Here is a 15,032-nt window from a genome sequence, read left to right on the forward strand (position 1 = left end):
TGGATTTACGTCGATGGGAACGGCAATTTTCTGGAGGCGGGTGAATCCGCAAAGCGTCCCGCAAAAATGAAATACAGGCAGAAAGAGGACTGTTGAACGATCTGTTCAGGTTGCAGAATGAAGTGTTAATTTGCGCCAGGAATAAGGTAAGACGCTGCCAGACACCATAATCCTGGCGACAGCGCAGATGGATCGTCGTAAACAGGGGACACGAAATATTCGTTATTTTGCTGTTCGCGCCATGGCAACTGTAGCCGGGTGCATTCACAACCCGGCACAGATAATGACGTTACTCCCCCTCGCCCGGGAAGAGGAAGGGATTAATGGAACTGCGGGCGAACCCTTCCTGTTCCATGCGAGCATCAAGCACCAGTGAGGCTAAATCATCGGCAACAGGTTCCACGTTCGGGTCTTTTTCCTGATACAGAATCTTCAGGTAGGTGCCGCAATCGCCACAGCTTTCGGCTTTGATTGCTGCCTTCTCGTTGTCCAGCGACCAGTAGTGTAAGTCGCGAGTCTGCTCGCAGTTGCTACATTTGACGCGCACCACGTGCCATTCGGTTTCACACAGATTACAGTGCAGGTAGCGCAACCCCTGGGTTGTGCCGATATGCACAACGCTTGAAACAGGTATCGATCCGCATACCGGGCAGAACTGACGCTGCTCACCATATTCCGCGCGGGCTTTGCCGGGAATGAGGTTGGCCATTTGCGACCAGTAGAGTGAAAGCGCAGCCCAAATAAACGGCGCTTTATCGCTGCTGACCGAACTAAAGTCAGAGGCAAACAGCGCACTGGCCATCTGCTCCAGCTCCTGTTCGGAGGATTTTTCCAGGTTTTCAATTACTGCCAGCGCAGGTCCACTCATCTCCGGTTTGAGTTCGGCAATGAGGGAATGCAGCAGTCGGTGCCAGTGCTTATCGCGCGGCAGGACATGAATATCCAGCGGCGGCTTACCCTCAGCGGCGGCCTGTTTGATCCGTGCTGTCAGATCGATCTCCAGCGGATGATCGTACAGCACCACTTCCTGGGCATGGGCTATCAACGCGGCAAAACGCAGGTAATCCCCCAGCGGATTGTGCTCTGCTAACTCGCGCAGGCGTTCTGCCCGGCGGTTGTAGAGATTTTTCAGCCTGGGGAATAATAACGGCGGAATCACTTCCGCCGTGCGTTTTTCGCTCGAACCCAGCTCGTCTTGCGGGATTATGCGAATACTCATTCCGTCGTTTTTTCCTCTTTCTGGCGGACTTCACGGTACCAGCGCGGGTGATGTTTCTTCGCCCACGTTTTGGTTACCCAGCCTTCCACCATGGCGGTTATCGTGCCCTTCACCCATAGTGCGGCGTAGATATGCACCATAATAACCACAATTAACGCTACTGCGGCAAACGAATGAACCATAATCGCAATTCGAATGACCGGGATAGAGAAAACGGGTGCGAAGTATGGACGCCACATGATGATGCCGCTCACCAGCAACAACACCAGGAAGAGAATAGCCGCCCAGAACACACATTTCTGGCCGAAGTTATAGCGCCCGGTATCACCCACTTCCTCGTTGACGACGATCTTACGGATATTCTTCGCCCAAAAGATATCATCCCGATTGATTAGGTTGTGATGCCAGTAGCGGAAGAACATGATGATGAACGACGCGAACATCACCACCCCAACAAACGGGTGCAGAATACGTGCTAACTGCGGCGTACCCAGAATGTGCATCAACCAGTTAAAGGACGGGAAAAAGAATCCCAGTCCACTCACCGCCGCCAGCACGAAGCAGAAGGCGGTGACCCAATGGTTGATGCGTTCCGGCGCCGTGTAGCGCACGATGGTGTCACGTCTTTTCATTTGCGCACCTCGTCTTTTTCTTCATGCAGATTGTCGTCTTCTTCCTCTGCGCGGTTTGGACCGACACCGACGTAGTGGAAGATACTGGCTGCAAATGTCGCTGCAAAGCCCACAGCGGCCAGCGGCTTCCAGATGCCTTTCCAGAACTTAACGGTTGCACTGATTTCCGGGTTTTCCGGCAGGCCGTGATACAGATTCGGCTTGTCAGCGTGGTGCAGCACGTACATGACGTGTGTACCGCCGACGCCAGCCGGATCGTACAGACCCGCATTGTCATAACCGCGAGTTTTCAGCTCTGCCACGCGTTCGCCTGCCAGCGTTTTCATATCCTCTTTGCTACCAAAGTGGATAGCGCCGGTAGGACACGTTTTCACGCAGGCAGGTTCCTGTCCGACGGTAACGCGGTCTACGCACAGCGTACATTTGTAGACGCGATTATCTTCCGGATTCAGGCGTGGCACGTTGAACGGACAGCCTGCAATGCAGTAGCCGCAGCCAATACACTGTTCAGACTGGAAGTCGACAATCCCGTTGGCATACTGAATGATAGCCCCTTCTGACGGGCATGCCTTCAGACAACCCGGATCGGCGCAGTGCATACATCCATCTTTGCGGATAAGCCATTCCAGTTTATCGTTCTGCTCCACTTCGGAAAAACGCATGACTGTCCATGACTTAGCGGTCAGGTCTGCCGGGTTATCGTAAACCCCGACGTTATGCCCCACTTCATCACGAATATCGTTCCACTCCGAGCAGGCTACCTGACAGGCTTTACAACCAATACAGGTGGTGACGTCAATAAGCTTCGCCACCTCCTGCTGGTGATCCCGCGCCTGTGGCGCGGGGGTAAAACCGTTAGTTGCGGAACGACGGATAATATCTTGAGATTGGTAAGCCATAATTCGTCTCCGCTATACCTTTTCCACATTCACCAGGAAGGCCTTAAACTCCGGCGTCTGGGTGTTTGCGTCACCGACAAACGGGGTAAGGGTGTTAGCGATAAAGCCTTTCTTCGCCACGCCTTCATAGCCCCAGTGAATGGGAATACCGATGGTATCCACCTCTTTGCCGTGCACGTTCAGCGTGCGAATACGCTTGGTCACCACAGCCTTGGCTTTGATGTAGCCGCGGTTGGAAGAGACTTTCACGGTATCGCCCTGGACGATCCCCAGCTTGCCCGCCAGTTTTTCACCGATTTCCACAAACTGTTCAGGCTGTGCGATCGCGTTCAGCAACGCATGCTTGGTCCAGTAGTGGAAGTGTTCGGTCAGACGGTAAGTGGTGCCGACATAAGGGAACTTATCCGCTTTACCCATCGCGGCCATGTCGTCTTTAAAGACGCGCGCGGCCGGGTTAGAGACTACCTTCGGATGCAGTGGGTTAGTGCCCAGCGGTGTCTCAAAGGGCTCGTAATGCTCCGGGAACGGCCCTTCTGCCATCTTATCGATAGCGAACAGGCGACCCATCCCTTCCGGCTGCATGATAAACGGCCCCACATCGCTGCCCGGCGCGGCAGCACTGTAATCCGGGATATCCGCACCGCTCCATTTTGCGCCGTCCCATTTCAGGAGCTGGCGTTTTGGATCCCAAGGTTTACCCTGCGGGTCAGCGGAGGCGCGGTTATACAGGATGCGGCGGTTAAGCGGCCATGCCCATGCCCAGCCGAGCGTATTGCCAAGGCCTGACGGGTCGGCATTATCGCGTTTGGCCATCTGGTTGCCGTCCTGTGTCCAGCTACCGGCGAAAATCCAGCAGCCGCTGGAGGTGGTGCCGTCGTCACGCAACTGGGCGAACGAACTGAGTTGCTGGCCTTTTTTCACCAGGACCGTATTGGTAACCGGATCGATAATATCCGCCAGCGCTTTCCCGTTACTCTCCATCGCCACCTCTTCCGAAGCCGGTTCGTGTGGTGTGGAGTAGTTCCAGGTCATGCTCAGCACCTGTTCCGGGTTGGCGCCGCCCTCTTCGGCGTACATTTTGCGCAGGCGCAGGAAGATGCCCGCCAGAATCTCACCGTCGGTAACCGCGTCTCCTGGTGCATCCTGACCTTTCCAGTGCCATTGCAGCCAGCGACCGGAGTTCACGATGGAGCCGTTCTCTTCGGCAAAGCAGGTACAGGGCAGACGGAACACTTCGGTCTGGATTTTCGATGAGTCAACGTCGTTCGACTCACCGTGGTTCTGCCAGAACGTAGAGGTTTCCGTGTTCAGCGGGTCGATAGTGACCAGGAATTTCAGTTTCGACAGCGCCGCCACGACTTTGTTTTTGTTCGGGAACGATGCGACCGGGTTGAAGCCCTGGCAGATATAGCCGTTCACCTGACCTTTAAACATCATGTCGAAATACTGCAGGACGTCGTAACCCTTATCCCATTTCGGCAGCCAGTCGAAGCCCCAGTTATTTTCTTTCGTCGCTTTTTCGCCATAGAAGGCTTTCATCATCGAGACGAAGAATTTCGGGTAGTTGCTCCAGTAGTTCACCTGACCCTGCACCAACGGTTTTGGTGTGTTGGCGGTCAGATAGGTCTGGAGATCCGTCTGTTTTTCGCTTGGCAGCGTCATATAACCGGGCAGGCTTTGCGACAGCAGGCCTAAGTCAGTCAGCCCCTGAATATTGGAGTGTCCGCGCAGGGCGTTAACGCCGCCGCCCGCCATCCCCATATTACCGAGCAGCAGCTGAATCATCGCCATGGTACGGATGTTCTGCGCACCAACAGAGTGCTGCGTCCAGCCCAGCGCGTACAGGAATGACGCGGTTTTGTCATGGGCACTGGTTTCCGCGATGTATTCGCAGACTTTCAGGAAATCCGCTTTTGGCGTGCCGCAGATGTTTTCCACCACCTCTGGCGTATAGCGAGAAACGTGTTGTTTCAGCAAATTCCATACGCAGCGTGGATGGGTAAGGGTAGTGTCGCGTTTGGCGAAGCCCTGTTCATCCAGCTCATAGTTCCAGCTTGAACGGTCATATTTGCGTTTTTCCGCGTCATAGCCTGTAAACAGACCCTCTTCGAAGCCGAAATCCTCACGCACGATCAGGCTGGCGTTGGTGTAGGCTTCTGTGTATTCGCGGTTGTATTTTTCATTTGTCAGCAGGTACAGCAGAACCCCGGAAAGGAAAGCGATATCCGTCCCGGAACGAATGGGCGTGTAAAAGTCCGCGACCGAAGCTGTTCGCGTAAATCGAGGATCGATAACGATTAATTTGGCGCCATTATGGATTTTTGCTTCCATCGCCCAGCGGAATCCCACCGGATGCGCTTCAGCAGCGTTCCCTCCCATCACGATGATGAGATTGGCGTTTTTCATATCTACCCAGTGGTTGGTCATCGCACCGCGACCAAATGTTGGAGCAAGACTTGCTACCGTTGGTCCGTGTCAGACACGCGCCTGGTTATCTACGGCGAGCATGCCGAGAGCGCGGGTAAATTTCTGGGTTAAATAACCGGTTTCGTTACTGGATGCGGAAGCGCACAGCATACCGGTGGAAAGCCAACGGTTAACGGTAGTGCCTTCAGCGTTCTGCGCGATGTAGTTGGCGTCGCGGTCTTGTTTGATCAGTTTTGCAATGCGATCAAACGCGTCTTCCCAGGTGATTTGTTGCCATTTGTCGGAGCCTGGCGCACGGTATTCTGGATATTTCAGGCGGCTTTCTGAATGAATAAAATCCACCAGACCTGCACCTTTCGGGCAGAGCGCGCCACGGTTGACCGGATGATCCGGGTCGCCTTCGATATGGAAAATAGATGCTTTGGCGTTTTTCGCACCGTCGCCGAGGCTATACATTAAAAGCCCACAGCCGACAGAGCAGTATGTGCAGGTGTTTCGCGTTTCACGGGTACGCAATAATTTGTATTGCCGCGTCTCCGCCAGTGCTACGCTTGGGGCAAAGCCCAGCGCCGCTGCCGTTGTACCTGCCATACCGCCAGCGCAGATCTTAAAGAACTGCCTTCTGCTGACCTGCATGGTTTGCTCCTTGTTTCGACATTGTCACGAGGTTTTTTTACTTTGCGGTCGTCGCCGCAAAGGTACAAAATTGCTGTAAGTCCCCTGGCTCAAAAGGGGTATGACTCAGAATACCACATTGCGGTTACGCCTGTTTTAATTCGGTTAATACAACGTGAACAAAATCCATACTGAACAATGCCAGGTTGCTACTCAGATCACAGGTTCCCGCCAGGTTGCGCTCTGGAAGCGTGATGATCTGCAACATTCTCATCCGGATGTGCTGGCGGAGGAAGTGCCCGTTGCGCTGGTTTATAACGGGATTTCTCATGTGGTGATGATGGCCTCACCCAAAGACCTTGAGTGGTTTGCCGTTGGTTTTTCTCTCTCCGAAGGGATTATCGAAAACCGACAGGAAATTTTTGGTATGGAGGTTGTGCCGTCCTGCAATGGTCTGGAAGTGCAGATTGAGCTTTCCAGTCGTCGCTTTATGGGGCTGAAAGAGCGGCGACGCGCGCTGGCCGGGCGTACAGGCTGTGGCGTGTGTGGCGTTGAGCAACTGAACGATATCGGCAAACCCGTCGCGCCGCTGCCGTTTACACAGACGTTTGATCTGGCAAATCTGGACCAGGCGCTGAGGCATCTCACCGATTTCCAGCCGATTGGCAAACTTACGGGATGCACCCATGCGGCCGCCTGGATGTTGCCTTCCGGGCAGCTTGTGGGTGGGCATGAGGATGTCGGACGTCACGTGGCGCTGGATAAATTGCTGGGCCATCGCGCCCATGACGGGGCGTCCTGGCTGACGGGAGCGGCGTTGGTTTCCAGCCGTGCGAGTTACGAAATGGTGCAGAAATCGGCCATGTGCGGCGTGGAAATCCTTTTCGCCGTCTCCGCTGCGACCACGCTGGCCGTTGAGGTTGCTGAACGCTGTAACCTGACGCTGGTGGGGTTTTGTAAGCCGGGCAGGGCAACCATTTATACCCATCCGCAGCGTTTGACTTCCGGTTAATCTATAAGTCAATTTTTTTGAATATTGAGAGCAAATTCTTCCGCTTTTTGTTGATGAGGTTCAGGTCTAGTATTTACTTCATCGAGGAACAACGCCTCATCTCAACAAACATACAGAAGGGTTTACATCATGAAAAGCATCAAAACTTTTGTCGCAGTTATCGCTCTGGCTTCTTCTTTCGGTTCATTCGCTGCACAGACAGTGACCGCCACCTCTTCCACAATGGACGGTGCAGAAGCGAAAATCGCCGCGCAGGCTCAGCAGGCTGGTGCCTCTTCTTATCACATCACCGAAGCTTTCACCGGTGACCGCGTGCATATGACCGCTGAACTGACCAAATAAGCGTAACACTGTCGAAAGAGCGCCTGCGGGCGCTTTTTTCGTTTCTGGTACTACCCTGCCACTACCGCGCCTCGCTTTAGCCGCCAGTACGAAACCAGTGTACTGAGCATAAATGTGCCTTCCATGACTATCGCCATGGGTGAACCCGCCAGAACATTATTAATAAGCCAGCAAAGGCTGCCGCTCAGGGTGACCAGCCGTAACCCAACAGAGGTTGACTGAAAGGCGGCAACCGTCATGAGTAAACTGCCTGCCAGCGGGAAGATATCCGTGGGATGCTGCCAGGTCAGCAGGCTGCATAACACCGACGCGCAAAGAAAGCCCCCTTTCACACGCTGGCTTGTGGTGACGACTGCCAGCAGATATCGGCTGGCTGCCAGCGCCATCAATCCACAGGCACTGATTTCGCCGAGCAGCCAGAAATGGAACGCCAGCAGGCTCGTAGAGCAGGCGAGCGTCAACAAAGAATATTGTCGACGTATAAACTGAAAGGCCAGTAAATCCAGGCCAAACGACAGACCCGAGAGGATCTGCGACAGGAAAAAGGGGGTCATATCATCGCCCGGAGAGAGAAAGAGGGGAGCAGAATAAGACGGGCCGGCGTATTGGTCGTTAACCTTTGTTAAGACGCCCGCGAATTCGCGACAAACTTACCGGAGAGATGCCAATATAGCTGGCGAGATCTTTTTGCGTAAGCTGCTGTTCCCAGTCCGGAAAGTTGGCCTGCACATATTGCCAGCGCTGTTCGGGAGTATTAAGCAAAAACATCTGCTCTTTTTTTTCCTTGTAAACCACCTGTTGGCTGAGCAGTGCCACCCGCGCGGCAATATGTTCGGGTTTATCGAGTAGACGCAGCGGGATTTCACAAAGCCTGCCAGGGGTCAGCATTTGCAGGCTGTAATCCGCCATTGAGCCGGTAAGCCAGCTCAGGTAGAGAAAACAGCACTCACCGGCAAAGTAGAACTCTTTCACTTTTTCGTGGCCCTGTGCAGAGTGGTAGACCGCACGGGCCGTCCCCTCCTGCAACCAAAACACGCTGCGCTGTGGCTCCCCTTGCCGTTGCAGAATATCCATCGCCGACACGTTGCGTGTGTGTCCAAATTGCTGCAAGGCGGTGAGCCACTCTGGGGTCATCTTTTGTTCTCTTTTTTTTGATTCAAATAATTTGAATTATAAATGCAAATCATTCCGCTGTCTGTTGAGAGGGTTAAGGGCTAATATTTATTTCATCGAGGCACAACACCTCATCTCAACAAACATACAGAAGGGTTTACATCATGAAAAGCATCAAAACTTTTGTCGCAGTTATCGCTCTGGCTTCTTCTTTCGGTTCATTCGCTGCACAGACAGTGACCGCCACCTCTTCCACAATGGACGGTGCAGAAGCGAAAATCGCCGCGCAGGCTCAGCAGGCTGGTGCCTCTTCTTATCACATCACCGAAGCTTTCACCGGTGACCGTGTGCATATGACCGCTGAACTGAACAAATAAGTTTTTCTGCATTGCCGCTGTCCCTGGCTCTTCGGAGCGGGGACAGGTTCTTTTCTTCCCCCCGGATTTTCTCTGCCCATCTTTTGAATATTTCCCCGTATGCCTCTTTTACGCTAAAAAATGGGATTACAGGCGCAACATGGTCCGCTTTCTGAGTGCCTTAACGGCAATTTAATTCCTTCGAAATAGTGTAAATCTGCTGGTCTAATAACCCAATGGCTGGCGGATGATGACTCACTGCAATTTTTAAATAGGCTGAGCGAAGTGAATGTGAATTGCTCTGGCGTCGGTATGACGATTGATAACGATATGTATGGCAGTGTTTATTCCATTGGTTTTTCTACCGCCTGCGAAACCATTATCAAGGAAGTTTCCCGGCTCAGAAATAGTAACCGTAAGCTGGGTTGCGTAGCAGCTTATGAGGTCATCTGGTCGATTCTTCGCAATGCGCCAGCAACCTCGACGCCAGTTATGCCATCCCTGCCAGGCGTAACAACGCGGTGACCACGGCGGCGGAGAGGATCACCACGATAAGCGGCATCTTGCGCCAGGCGAGAAACAGCGCAAACATCACCCCCAGCACACGCGCCATACCGGCGAAATGTTCACCTTCATACAGCGTTGCCGCCAGCGCCACGGCGAAGAGTAACGTGGTTGCCGCATCAGACAAGAGTGCTTGTGAGCGTTCTGATAGTGCCAGTTTGTTGCCAAGCCTGGCGCCGCCAAAGCGCATCAGGTAGGTACCCACCGACAGCAGCGCAATACCGGCAATGATAAGCGTAATGTTCGTCATTATTTCTTCCTCGTCAGCAGTCCAAGTAATGAGAGCAACACCGGCAGGCCCACGGGCGTAAAGGGCACGGCGGCAAGGGAGAGGAGGGCACCGCTGGAGGCACGAATTAGCGTGGTTCTCTTTTTCAGTGCGGGCAGTACCAGCGCCAGTAGAATGGCCGGGAAGACGGCATCCAGACCGATAGTTTCCGGGGCGGGCAGCAGTTTTCCAACGCCTGCGCCAATAAGAACGCCAAGCGGCCAGAGCAGAGCGACGCCTGTCCCGCACAGCCAATAGGCGGCTTTGCGCTGTTCCGGCGTTGATTGTGCCAGGCCAAAGACAACGCTTTCATCATTCATAATGTGACAACCCAGGAAGGCCTTCGCCCGCTTGCCCACCAGGTCGCGCACCGTCACGCCAAACGGCAAGTGGCGAGCGTTTACCAGCAACCCGGCAACCGCAGCCGCCAGCGGATTGCCGCCACTGGCGACAATCCCGATGAACATGAACTCGGAGGCCCCAGCCAAAACCAGCGTGGAAAGGGCAAGGGGGACCCACAGCGGAAAACCGTAGGCCATCGCCAGTGAACCGTAGGAGACACCCACCATACCAACCGCTACACAGACCAGCAGTATGGCTTTGATCGTATCCCCTGTAAGCGTTGAGAAGTAGTGTTTAATCATACAATTTTTAGCTATATCGAACGAATATCCATTATAATGAACACATCTGATTCGTTTTTCAAGAAGAACGTTTCGTTCATTATATAGAACAGTGGAGCCGTGTTATGACACAGCCTATTAGCGTGATCGCCAAAAGTCTGGTGCGAGAACGCCTGCGAACCGGGCTTTCACTGGCGGAAATCGCCCGCCGTGCCGGTATTGCCAAATCTACGCTCTCTCAGCTTGAGGCCGGAAACGGCAACCCCAGCATCGAGACACTGTGGTCTCTGTGCGTGGCGCTGGATATCCCCTTTGCCCGTCTGCTGGAGCCGCAGGCCATCAAAACGCAGGTCATTCGCCGTGGAGAAGGGACGAAGGTGGTTGCCGAGCAGGCTCATTACCAGGCAACGCTGCTCGCTACCTGCCCGCCGGGCGCGCGGCGTGACATCTATTTCCTGGATACCCAGCCCGGCGCTGACCGTATTTCTCAGCCACATCCACCTGGTTCGGTTGAGCATATTATCGTGACCCGTGGCCGGGCGATGGTCGGGCTGACGGAAGCCCCGGAAGAATTAAATGAAGGCGACTATATCTGTTACCCGGCGGATCAGCCGCATATTTTCAAAGCGCTGGAACCGGATACCCAGGCCATCCTGGTGTCGGAACAGAATTAAGCAACACCTGCGTGTTTTGCTGACACGCAGGTCATTTATCGCCAGCTTCTCTCTCTTTTACTCTTATTAATAGTATTAATTACGCCTGGAAATACCGCTTTCCGCTTTTTATCCTGCCATTTTTGTTTGGTTCCGTTTTGCCTGGAAACATGAGATTGATATCACTCTTCAAACGTTATGCGGTTCGTATACTTTCATTGTGATTTCGGGGTTTATTATGTTTCTTGAAGAGCGAAGACATCGTATCTGGCAATATTTAAATGAAAATGAACGTGGAAGCGTTAATTATTTTTCCACGCTTTATGGTGTGTCTAAAGAAACGATACGCAGTGATTTAAATATTTTAGCGGAAATGGGACTGGTGCAGCGATGCCACGGTGGGGCGATTATTTTGCGGCGAAGTTTGCAGGCAGAATTGATCTCCGAAACAGGGCCGGGATTTGAAGTGCTACTCCAGCCAGTAAACCACCGTAAACCACAGAGCGATCATCAACAAAAAGGAAAAACCATGCAGGGTAAGGTCTGTGTTTTCGGTTCATTTAATGTCGATATTGTTGCGCGAGTGGAGCGCTTCCCACGCGGTGGCGAATCATTGCTTGCCCTGGCCAGCAGCCTGGGGCCGGGAGGCAAAGGCGCCAATCAGGCCACGGCGGCAAGTAAGGCCGGGGCAAAAGTACATTTTGCGGCGAAAGTAGGTAAAGACCAGTTTAGCCAGCTCGCTGCCGATCATTTGAATGCATCCGAAATTCACTCCTATACCTTGTATCAATCTGATAGTGAACCTACCGGTAATGCAATTATTTATGTCTCCCAGGAAAATGGCGAGAATATGATTGCTATTTATTCGGGAGCCAATAAAACCATTACACATAGTGAAGTTCAGGCTATTTCTTCTGAATTATCTTCCTCGTCTGTACTGTTGGTGCAACTGGAAAATAACCTTGATGCCACTGTGGCATTAATTAAAATTGCCCATGAGCTTGGTAAGACAGTGATCCTGAATCCAGCCCCTTGCTCTGATGAAATAATCTCATGCTTGCCGTTTGTTGATGTCATTACTCCTAATGAAACCGAAGCGTCGTTATTATCCGGAGTTGAGGTTCGCGACATCGATACGGCAAAAGAAGCGGCATTAATTATTGCCGGGATGGGAGTGAAAAAAGTCCTCATTACGATGGGATCACGCGGCGCGTTATTACTGGATAACCAACAATTTAGCCATATCCGCGCCTTTCCCGCCGTTACCGTTGATACCACCGGTGCCGGTGATGCATTTAATGGCGCACTGGCAGCGTCCCTTGCCGCCGGAAATAGTCTGGTTCAGGCCGCAACCTGGGCATCTGCATTTGCCTCTCTCGCCGTAGAGCTGGAGGGTGCATCCAATATGCCTGACTTCGAACAGGCAACAGCACGACTCCGTACTCACAACTAATTCAGGACAAAAAAAATGAAAACCATTAACGGTATTGTTCCCGTCATGTTGACCCCTTTCACCGCCGATGAGCAGATTGACTATCCGGCGCTGGCGAAACTGATCGACTGGTATCTGGAGAAAGGCGTCGATGCGCTGTTTGCCGTTTGCCAGTCCAGCGAAATGCAATTCCTTTCGTTGCAAGAGCGCGTAGAGCTCGCCCGCTTTGTGGTGCAGCATGTCGATGGCCGTATTCCGGTGATCGCCTCCGGCCATATCAGCGATGATATCGCCGCGCAAAAAGAAGAGTTGCTGGCGATGGCGCAGACCAACATTGATGCGCTGGTACTGGTGACTAACCATCTTGATCCGCGCAATGAGGGGAGCGAAACCTTTTTTGCCACCCTGAATGCGCTGCTCGACACGCTGCCGAAAGAGCTGCCTCTGGGGTTGTATGAATGCCCGGCGCCGTATCGCCGTCTGTTGACGGATGATGAATTTAGCTGGTGCGCCAACAGCGGTCGTTTTGTGGTGTTGAAAGATGTGAGCTGCGATCTGCCGACCGTAGAACGCCGTGTCAAACTGGCGCAGGGCACCCCGCTGAATGTTATCAATGCCAACGCCGCCATCGCCTGGCCTGCCATTCTGGCGGGTTCGCAGGGGTTCAGTGGTGTGTTCACTAACTTCCATCCTGAACTGTATAGCTGGCTGTGGCATAACGGCAAAACGCAGCGCGCGCTTGCCGACGAACTGGCGATTTTCCTCTCTCTGGGCGCAGTGACTGAGACCCTTGGTTATCCCAAAAACGCCAAAATTTACCACCAGCGTCTGGGCACCTTTGACGATGTCACCTGTCGGGTGAACAAAGATGACGTGCTGACGAAATTCTGGGGACTGACGGTGATTCTCGATCAGATCCGTGCTGGCACCGAGCTGTGGCAGACGCGCCTTGCGCGCTAAAGCGGAGAGACTGTCATGATTGTGACCAGCCTTCGGGCCTGGCCTGCCCAGGCCAGTGCGTATCATCCGGTTTTTCGCCGCGCGCTGGAATTTATCGCGCAACAAGACTTTCGGCATATGGCGCCGGGGAAAATCGACATTATTCCGGGAAAACTTTTCTGCCTGTTGCAGGAGATGGACAGCGTGCCATTCAGCGATGCGCGTCCGGAATCACATCGCCAGTTTATCGATATTCAATACCTGATCTCCGGCCACGAAGTGATGGGGGTGAGCTCGGTGAGCAGCGATAAACACAGCGTTGTGGAAGACCGTACGCCTGAGCAGGACATTCTGTTCTGGCAGGTTAATGAGGATGAAAACCCGGTGGCGCTGACCCCTGGTATGTTTGCCATTTTTTTCCCTGATGACATCCACCGCCCGTGCGCCCACCAGCCTGGCGATGCGCCATGCCATCTGCGTAAAGCGGTTATCAAAATTCACCGTGAACTTCTGGAGGAAACGGTATGAGTACTGTGCAATCTCCCGCTGAATCCGTTGTTAAGGCACCTGAGCTTTCGCGTCGCCGCTGGGGCATCATTCTTATTTTATTGCTGGCTGCGGTGGTGAACTATCTGGATCGCGCCAACCTTTGTATTGCTAACACGACGATTTCACAAGAGTTTGGTTTTTCGGCGACCCAGATGGGGTTGCTGCTCTCCGCTTTTTTGTGGCCATACGCGCTGGCGAACCTGCCCGCCGGATGGCTGGTTGACCGCTTCGGACCGAAAAAGATGTTTACCGGCGCGCTGGGGATGTGGTCGGCGGTGACCTTTCTGATGGGGTTTGTTAACACTTACAGCTTCTTCTATGGCCTGCGTATGCTGCTGGGGATCGCGGAATCACCGTTCTTCACCTCCGGCATTAAAATCACCCAGAGCTGGTTCTCGGAAAAAGAGCGTGGCCTGCCTACCTCTATCATCAATACCGGCTCACAAATTGCGAATGCGATTGCACCGCCTCTGCTGACCATACTGCTGCTATGGGTTGGCTGGCGAGGTATGTTTATCGCCGTAGGGTTGTTAGGTCTGCCGTTGATTCTGGCCTGGCTGAAATTCTATCGCGATCCGGATGCGCGTGAAGCGATGCAGATCCACACCGGCCAGGTGACGACCACCGCGTCGGATGAATCAAAAGGGAACTGGGGTACGTTATTTCGCAACAAGACCACCTGGTGCATGATTGCCGGTAACTTCTGCATTATGTTCACCATTTGGGTATATCTGACCTGGTTGCCGGGCTATCTGGAAAAATCCCTTGGCTTTAGCCTCAAACAAACCGGTCTTATTGCCTCGTTGCCTTTCTTCGCCGGGATACTGGGAGTGTTATGTGGTGGTACGCTGTCTGACCGTCTGGTGCGCCGTGGCGTTTCTGCTGTGACGGCGCGTAAAGTTCCTATTGTATTAGGGGCCGGGCTGGCGGCCTGCTTTGTGATGCCAATTCCGTTCGTGAGCGATACCACAACGGCAATTACGCTGTTGACGCTGGGCTATTTCTGCTCACAGATGCCTTCCGGCGTTATCTGGACGCTGGCGACGGATATGGCGCCGAAAGGGCAGGTGGCTTCGTTAGGGGCTATCCAGAACTTTGGCGGTTTCCTCGGAGCCGCGCTGGCACCGATCGTCACCGGTATCATTCTGGATGTCACCGGTCAGTTCACCAATGTCTTTATTCTGGGGGGTTGCCTGTTGTTTATGGGCGCCTGTTTCTACGGCTTCTTTGTGCGTAAACCGATTCGTTAACAACGGATTAATACAGTAGAAGCGAGAAGCCTGACGGGTAACCGTCGGGCTTGTCTTGCATTAAACATCTGGTTATACGGTTTCGAGACATTCGGTATGGAAAAGGCCGATTGCATCATTCTCAGGCTGTAGAGACACC

Annotated in this window: 16 protein-coding genes and 1 pseudogene; 9 read left to right on the top strand and 8 right to left on the bottom strand. The window is 53.3% G+C overall.

Annotation, left to right across the window (positions count from 1 at the left end; genetic code table 11):
• Positions 1 to 289: 289 nt before the first annotated feature.
• Genes fdhE through fdnG form a run of 4 tightly spaced genes read right to left on the bottom strand, consistent with a single transcriptional unit; the run spans position 290 to position 5,813 of the window.
• Positions 290 to 1,219, bottom strand: coding sequence for a formate dehydrogenase accessory protein FdhE (gene fdhE / locus AAIG39_RS18485; protein WP_090087623.1), 930 nt, complete (start codon positions 1,217 to 1,219; stop codon positions 290 to 292).
• Complete coding sequence (fdoI, locus tag AAIG39_RS18490) at positions 1,216 to 1,851, bottom strand: formate dehydrogenase cytochrome b556 subunit (RefSeq protein ID WP_039077361.1); 636 nt, start codon at positions 1,849 to 1,851, stop codon at positions 1,216 to 1,218. The genes fdhE and fdoI overlap by 4 nt, the downstream gene beginning before the upstream one ends.
• Positions 1,848 to 2,750 carry a formate dehydrogenase subunit beta gene (fdxH, locus tag AAIG39_RS18495; RefSeq protein WP_039077360.1) on the bottom strand — a complete coding sequence of 301 codons (903 nt, stop codon included), beginning with the start codon at positions 2,748 to 2,750 and terminating at the stop codon, positions 1,848 to 1,850. The genes fdoI and fdxH overlap by 4 nt, the downstream gene beginning before the upstream one ends.
• 12 nt (positions 2,751 to 2,762) lie before the next feature.
• Positions 2,763 to 5,813, bottom strand: coding sequence for a formate dehydrogenase-N subunit alpha (gene fdnG, locus AAIG39_RS18500; protein ID WP_090087626.1), 3,051 nt, complete (start codon positions 5,811 to 5,813; stop codon positions 2,763 to 2,765).
• A gap of 154 nt (positions 5,814 to 5,967) precedes the next feature.
• Here fdnG and fdhD point away from each other — a divergent pair, with 154 nt between their 5' ends.
• Together fdhD and AAIG39_RS18510 are read left to right on the top strand one after the other, a co-directional pair.
• Positions 5,968 to 6,804: a formate dehydrogenase accessory sulfurtransferase FdhD gene (gene fdhD, locus AAIG39_RS18505; RefSeq protein ID WP_343194463.1), complete on the top strand. Its 837-nt coding sequence runs from the start codon at positions 5,968 to 5,970 to the stop codon at positions 6,802 to 6,804.
• Positions 6,805 to 6,933: 129 nt separating this feature from the next.
• Complete coding sequence (locus AAIG39_RS18510) at positions 6,934 to 7,146, top strand: YdgH/BhsA/McbA-like domain containing protein (protein ID WP_039077357.1); 213 nt, start codon at positions 6,934 to 6,936, stop codon at positions 7,144 to 7,146.
• 50 nt (positions 7,147 to 7,196) lie between these two features.
• Here the strand turns inward: AAIG39_RS18510 and AAIG39_RS18515 are convergent, their stop codons facing one another.
• Both AAIG39_RS18515 and AAIG39_RS18520 read right to left on the bottom strand, forming a co-directional pair.
• On the bottom strand, positions 7,197 to 7,700 hold the full coding sequence (locus tag AAIG39_RS18515; protein ID WP_343194464.1) for a YgjV family protein: 504 nt from the start codon (positions 7,698 to 7,700) through the stop codon (positions 7,197 to 7,199).
• 58 nt (positions 7,701 to 7,758) lie between these two features.
• The gene (locus AAIG39_RS18520) at positions 7,759 to 8,280 is read right to left on the bottom strand and encodes a Crp/Fnr family transcriptional regulator (protein ID WP_343194465.1); all 522 of its coding nucleotides are present in this window, start codon (positions 8,278 to 8,280) and stop codon (positions 7,759 to 7,761) included.
• A gap of 143 nt (positions 8,281 to 8,423) precedes the next feature.
• Between AAIG39_RS18520 and AAIG39_RS18525 the strand changes: the two genes are divergently transcribed.
• Both AAIG39_RS18525 and AAIG39_RS18530 read left to right on the top strand, forming a co-directional pair.
• Positions 8,424 to 8,636, top strand: a complete 213-nt coding sequence (locus tag AAIG39_RS18525; RefSeq protein ID WP_090087637.1) for a YdgH/BhsA/McbA-like domain containing protein — start codon at positions 8,424 to 8,426, stop codon at positions 8,634 to 8,636.
• A gap of 228 nt (positions 8,637 to 8,864) precedes the next feature.
• Positions 8,865 to 9,065, top strand: a pseudogene (locus AAIG39_RS18530) (6-phosphofructokinase); the annotation flags it as partial.
• A gap of 40 nt (positions 9,066 to 9,105) precedes the next feature.
• Here AAIG39_RS18530 and AAIG39_RS18535 read toward each other — a convergent pair.
• Both AAIG39_RS18535 and AAIG39_RS18540 read right to left on the bottom strand, forming a co-directional pair.
• The gene (locus AAIG39_RS18535; RefSeq protein WP_090087641.1) at positions 9,106 to 9,429 is read right to left on the bottom strand and encodes an AzlD domain-containing protein; all 324 of its coding nucleotides are present in this window, start codon (positions 9,427 to 9,429) and stop codon (positions 9,106 to 9,108) included.
• On the bottom strand, positions 9,429 to 10,088 hold the full coding sequence (locus AAIG39_RS18540; RefSeq protein WP_249569748.1) for an AzlC family ABC transporter permease: 660 nt from the start codon (positions 10,086 to 10,088) through the stop codon (positions 9,429 to 9,431). The genes AAIG39_RS18535 and AAIG39_RS18540 overlap by 1 nt, the downstream gene beginning before the upstream one ends.
• A 107-nt stretch (positions 10,089 to 10,195) precedes the next feature.
• Here AAIG39_RS18540 and AAIG39_RS18545 point away from each other — a divergent pair, with 107 nt between their 5' ends.
• The 5 genes from AAIG39_RS18545 to AAIG39_RS18565 all read left to right on the top strand — a co-directional run bounded on the left by AAIG39_RS18545 (position 10,196) and on the right by AAIG39_RS18565 (position 14,893).
• Positions 10,196 to 10,744 carry a helix-turn-helix domain-containing protein gene (locus AAIG39_RS18545; RefSeq protein WP_343194466.1) on the top strand — a complete coding sequence of 183 codons (549 nt, stop codon included), beginning with the start codon at positions 10,196 to 10,198 and terminating at the stop codon, positions 10,742 to 10,744.
• 217 nt (positions 10,745 to 10,961) lie between these two features.
• Positions 10,962 to 12,176, top strand: a complete 1,215-nt coding sequence (locus AAIG39_RS18550; protein ID WP_249569715.1) for a PfkB family carbohydrate kinase — start codon at positions 10,962 to 10,964, stop codon at positions 12,174 to 12,176.
• 15 nt (positions 12,177 to 12,191) lie between these two features.
• Positions 12,192 to 13,115 carry a dihydrodipicolinate synthase family protein gene (locus tag AAIG39_RS18555; RefSeq protein WP_090087649.1) on the top strand — a complete coding sequence of 308 codons (924 nt, stop codon included), beginning with the start codon at positions 12,192 to 12,194 and terminating at the stop codon, positions 13,113 to 13,115.
• 15 nt (positions 13,116 to 13,130) lie between these two features.
• Positions 13,131 to 13,622: a NanQ anomerase/TabA/YiaL family protein gene (locus AAIG39_RS18560; protein ID WP_343194467.1), complete on the top strand. Its 492-nt coding sequence runs from the start codon at positions 13,131 to 13,133 to the stop codon at positions 13,620 to 13,622.
• A complete protein-coding gene (locus AAIG39_RS18565; protein WP_343194468.1) occupies positions 13,619 to 14,893 on the top strand; it encodes an MFS transporter in 1,275 nt (424 codons plus the stop codon). Before AAIG39_RS18560 ends, AAIG39_RS18565 begins: the two co-directional genes overlap by 4 nt.
• Positions 14,894 to 15,032 lie beyond the last annotated feature (139 nt).

The sequence above is a fragment of the Phytobacter palmae genome (assembly GCF_039409775.1).
In the GTDB taxonomy this organism is placed as follows: Bacteria; Pseudomonadota; Gammaproteobacteria; order Enterobacterales; family Enterobacteriaceae; genus Phytobacter; species Phytobacter palmae.

Coding starts and splice junctions, on each gene's coding strand:
- AAIG39_RS18560 (WP_343194467.1), top strand. CDS start 13,131: ATGATTGTGACCAGCCTTCGGGCCTGGCCTGCCCAGGCCAGTGCGTAT.
- AAIG39_RS18550 (WP_249569715.1), top strand. CDS start 10,962: ATGTTTCTTGAAGAGCGAAGACATCGTATCTGGCAATATTTAAATGAA.
- fdhE (WP_090087623.1), bottom strand. CDS start 1,219: ATGAGTATTCGCATAATCCCGCAAGACGAGCTGGGTTCGAGCGAAAAA.
- AAIG39_RS18545 (WP_343194466.1), top strand. CDS start 10,196: ATGACACAGCCTATTAGCGTGATCGCCAAAAGTCTGGTGCGAGAACGC.
- AAIG39_RS18535 (WP_090087641.1), bottom strand. CDS start 9,429: ATGACGAACATTACGCTTATCATTGCCGGTATTGCGCTGCTGTCGGTG.
- AAIG39_RS18565 (WP_343194468.1), top strand. CDS start 13,619: ATGAGTACTGTGCAATCTCCCGCTGAATCCGTTGTTAAGGCACCTGAG.
- AAIG39_RS18515 (WP_343194464.1), bottom strand. CDS start 7,700: ATGACCCCCTTTTTCCTGTCGCAGATCCTCTCGGGTCTGTCGTTTGGC.
- AAIG39_RS18525 (WP_090087637.1), top strand. CDS start 8,424: ATGAAAAGCATCAAAACTTTTGTCGCAGTTATCGCTCTGGCTTCTTCT.
- fdoI (WP_039077361.1), bottom strand. CDS start 1,851: ATGAAAAGACGTGACACCATCGTGCGCTACACGGCGCCGGAACGCATC.
- AAIG39_RS18520 (WP_343194465.1), bottom strand. CDS start 8,280: ATGACCCCAGAGTGGCTCACCGCCTTGCAGCAATTTGGACACACACGC.
- fdxH (WP_039077360.1), bottom strand. CDS start 2,750: ATGGCTTACCAATCTCAAGATATTATCCGTCGTTCCGCAACTAACGGT.
- AAIG39_RS18510 (WP_039077357.1), top strand. CDS start 6,934: ATGAAAAGCATCAAAACTTTTGTCGCAGTTATCGCTCTGGCTTCTTCT.
- AAIG39_RS18555 (WP_090087649.1), top strand. CDS start 12,192: ATGAAAACCATTAACGGTATTGTTCCCGTCATGTTGACCCCTTTCACC.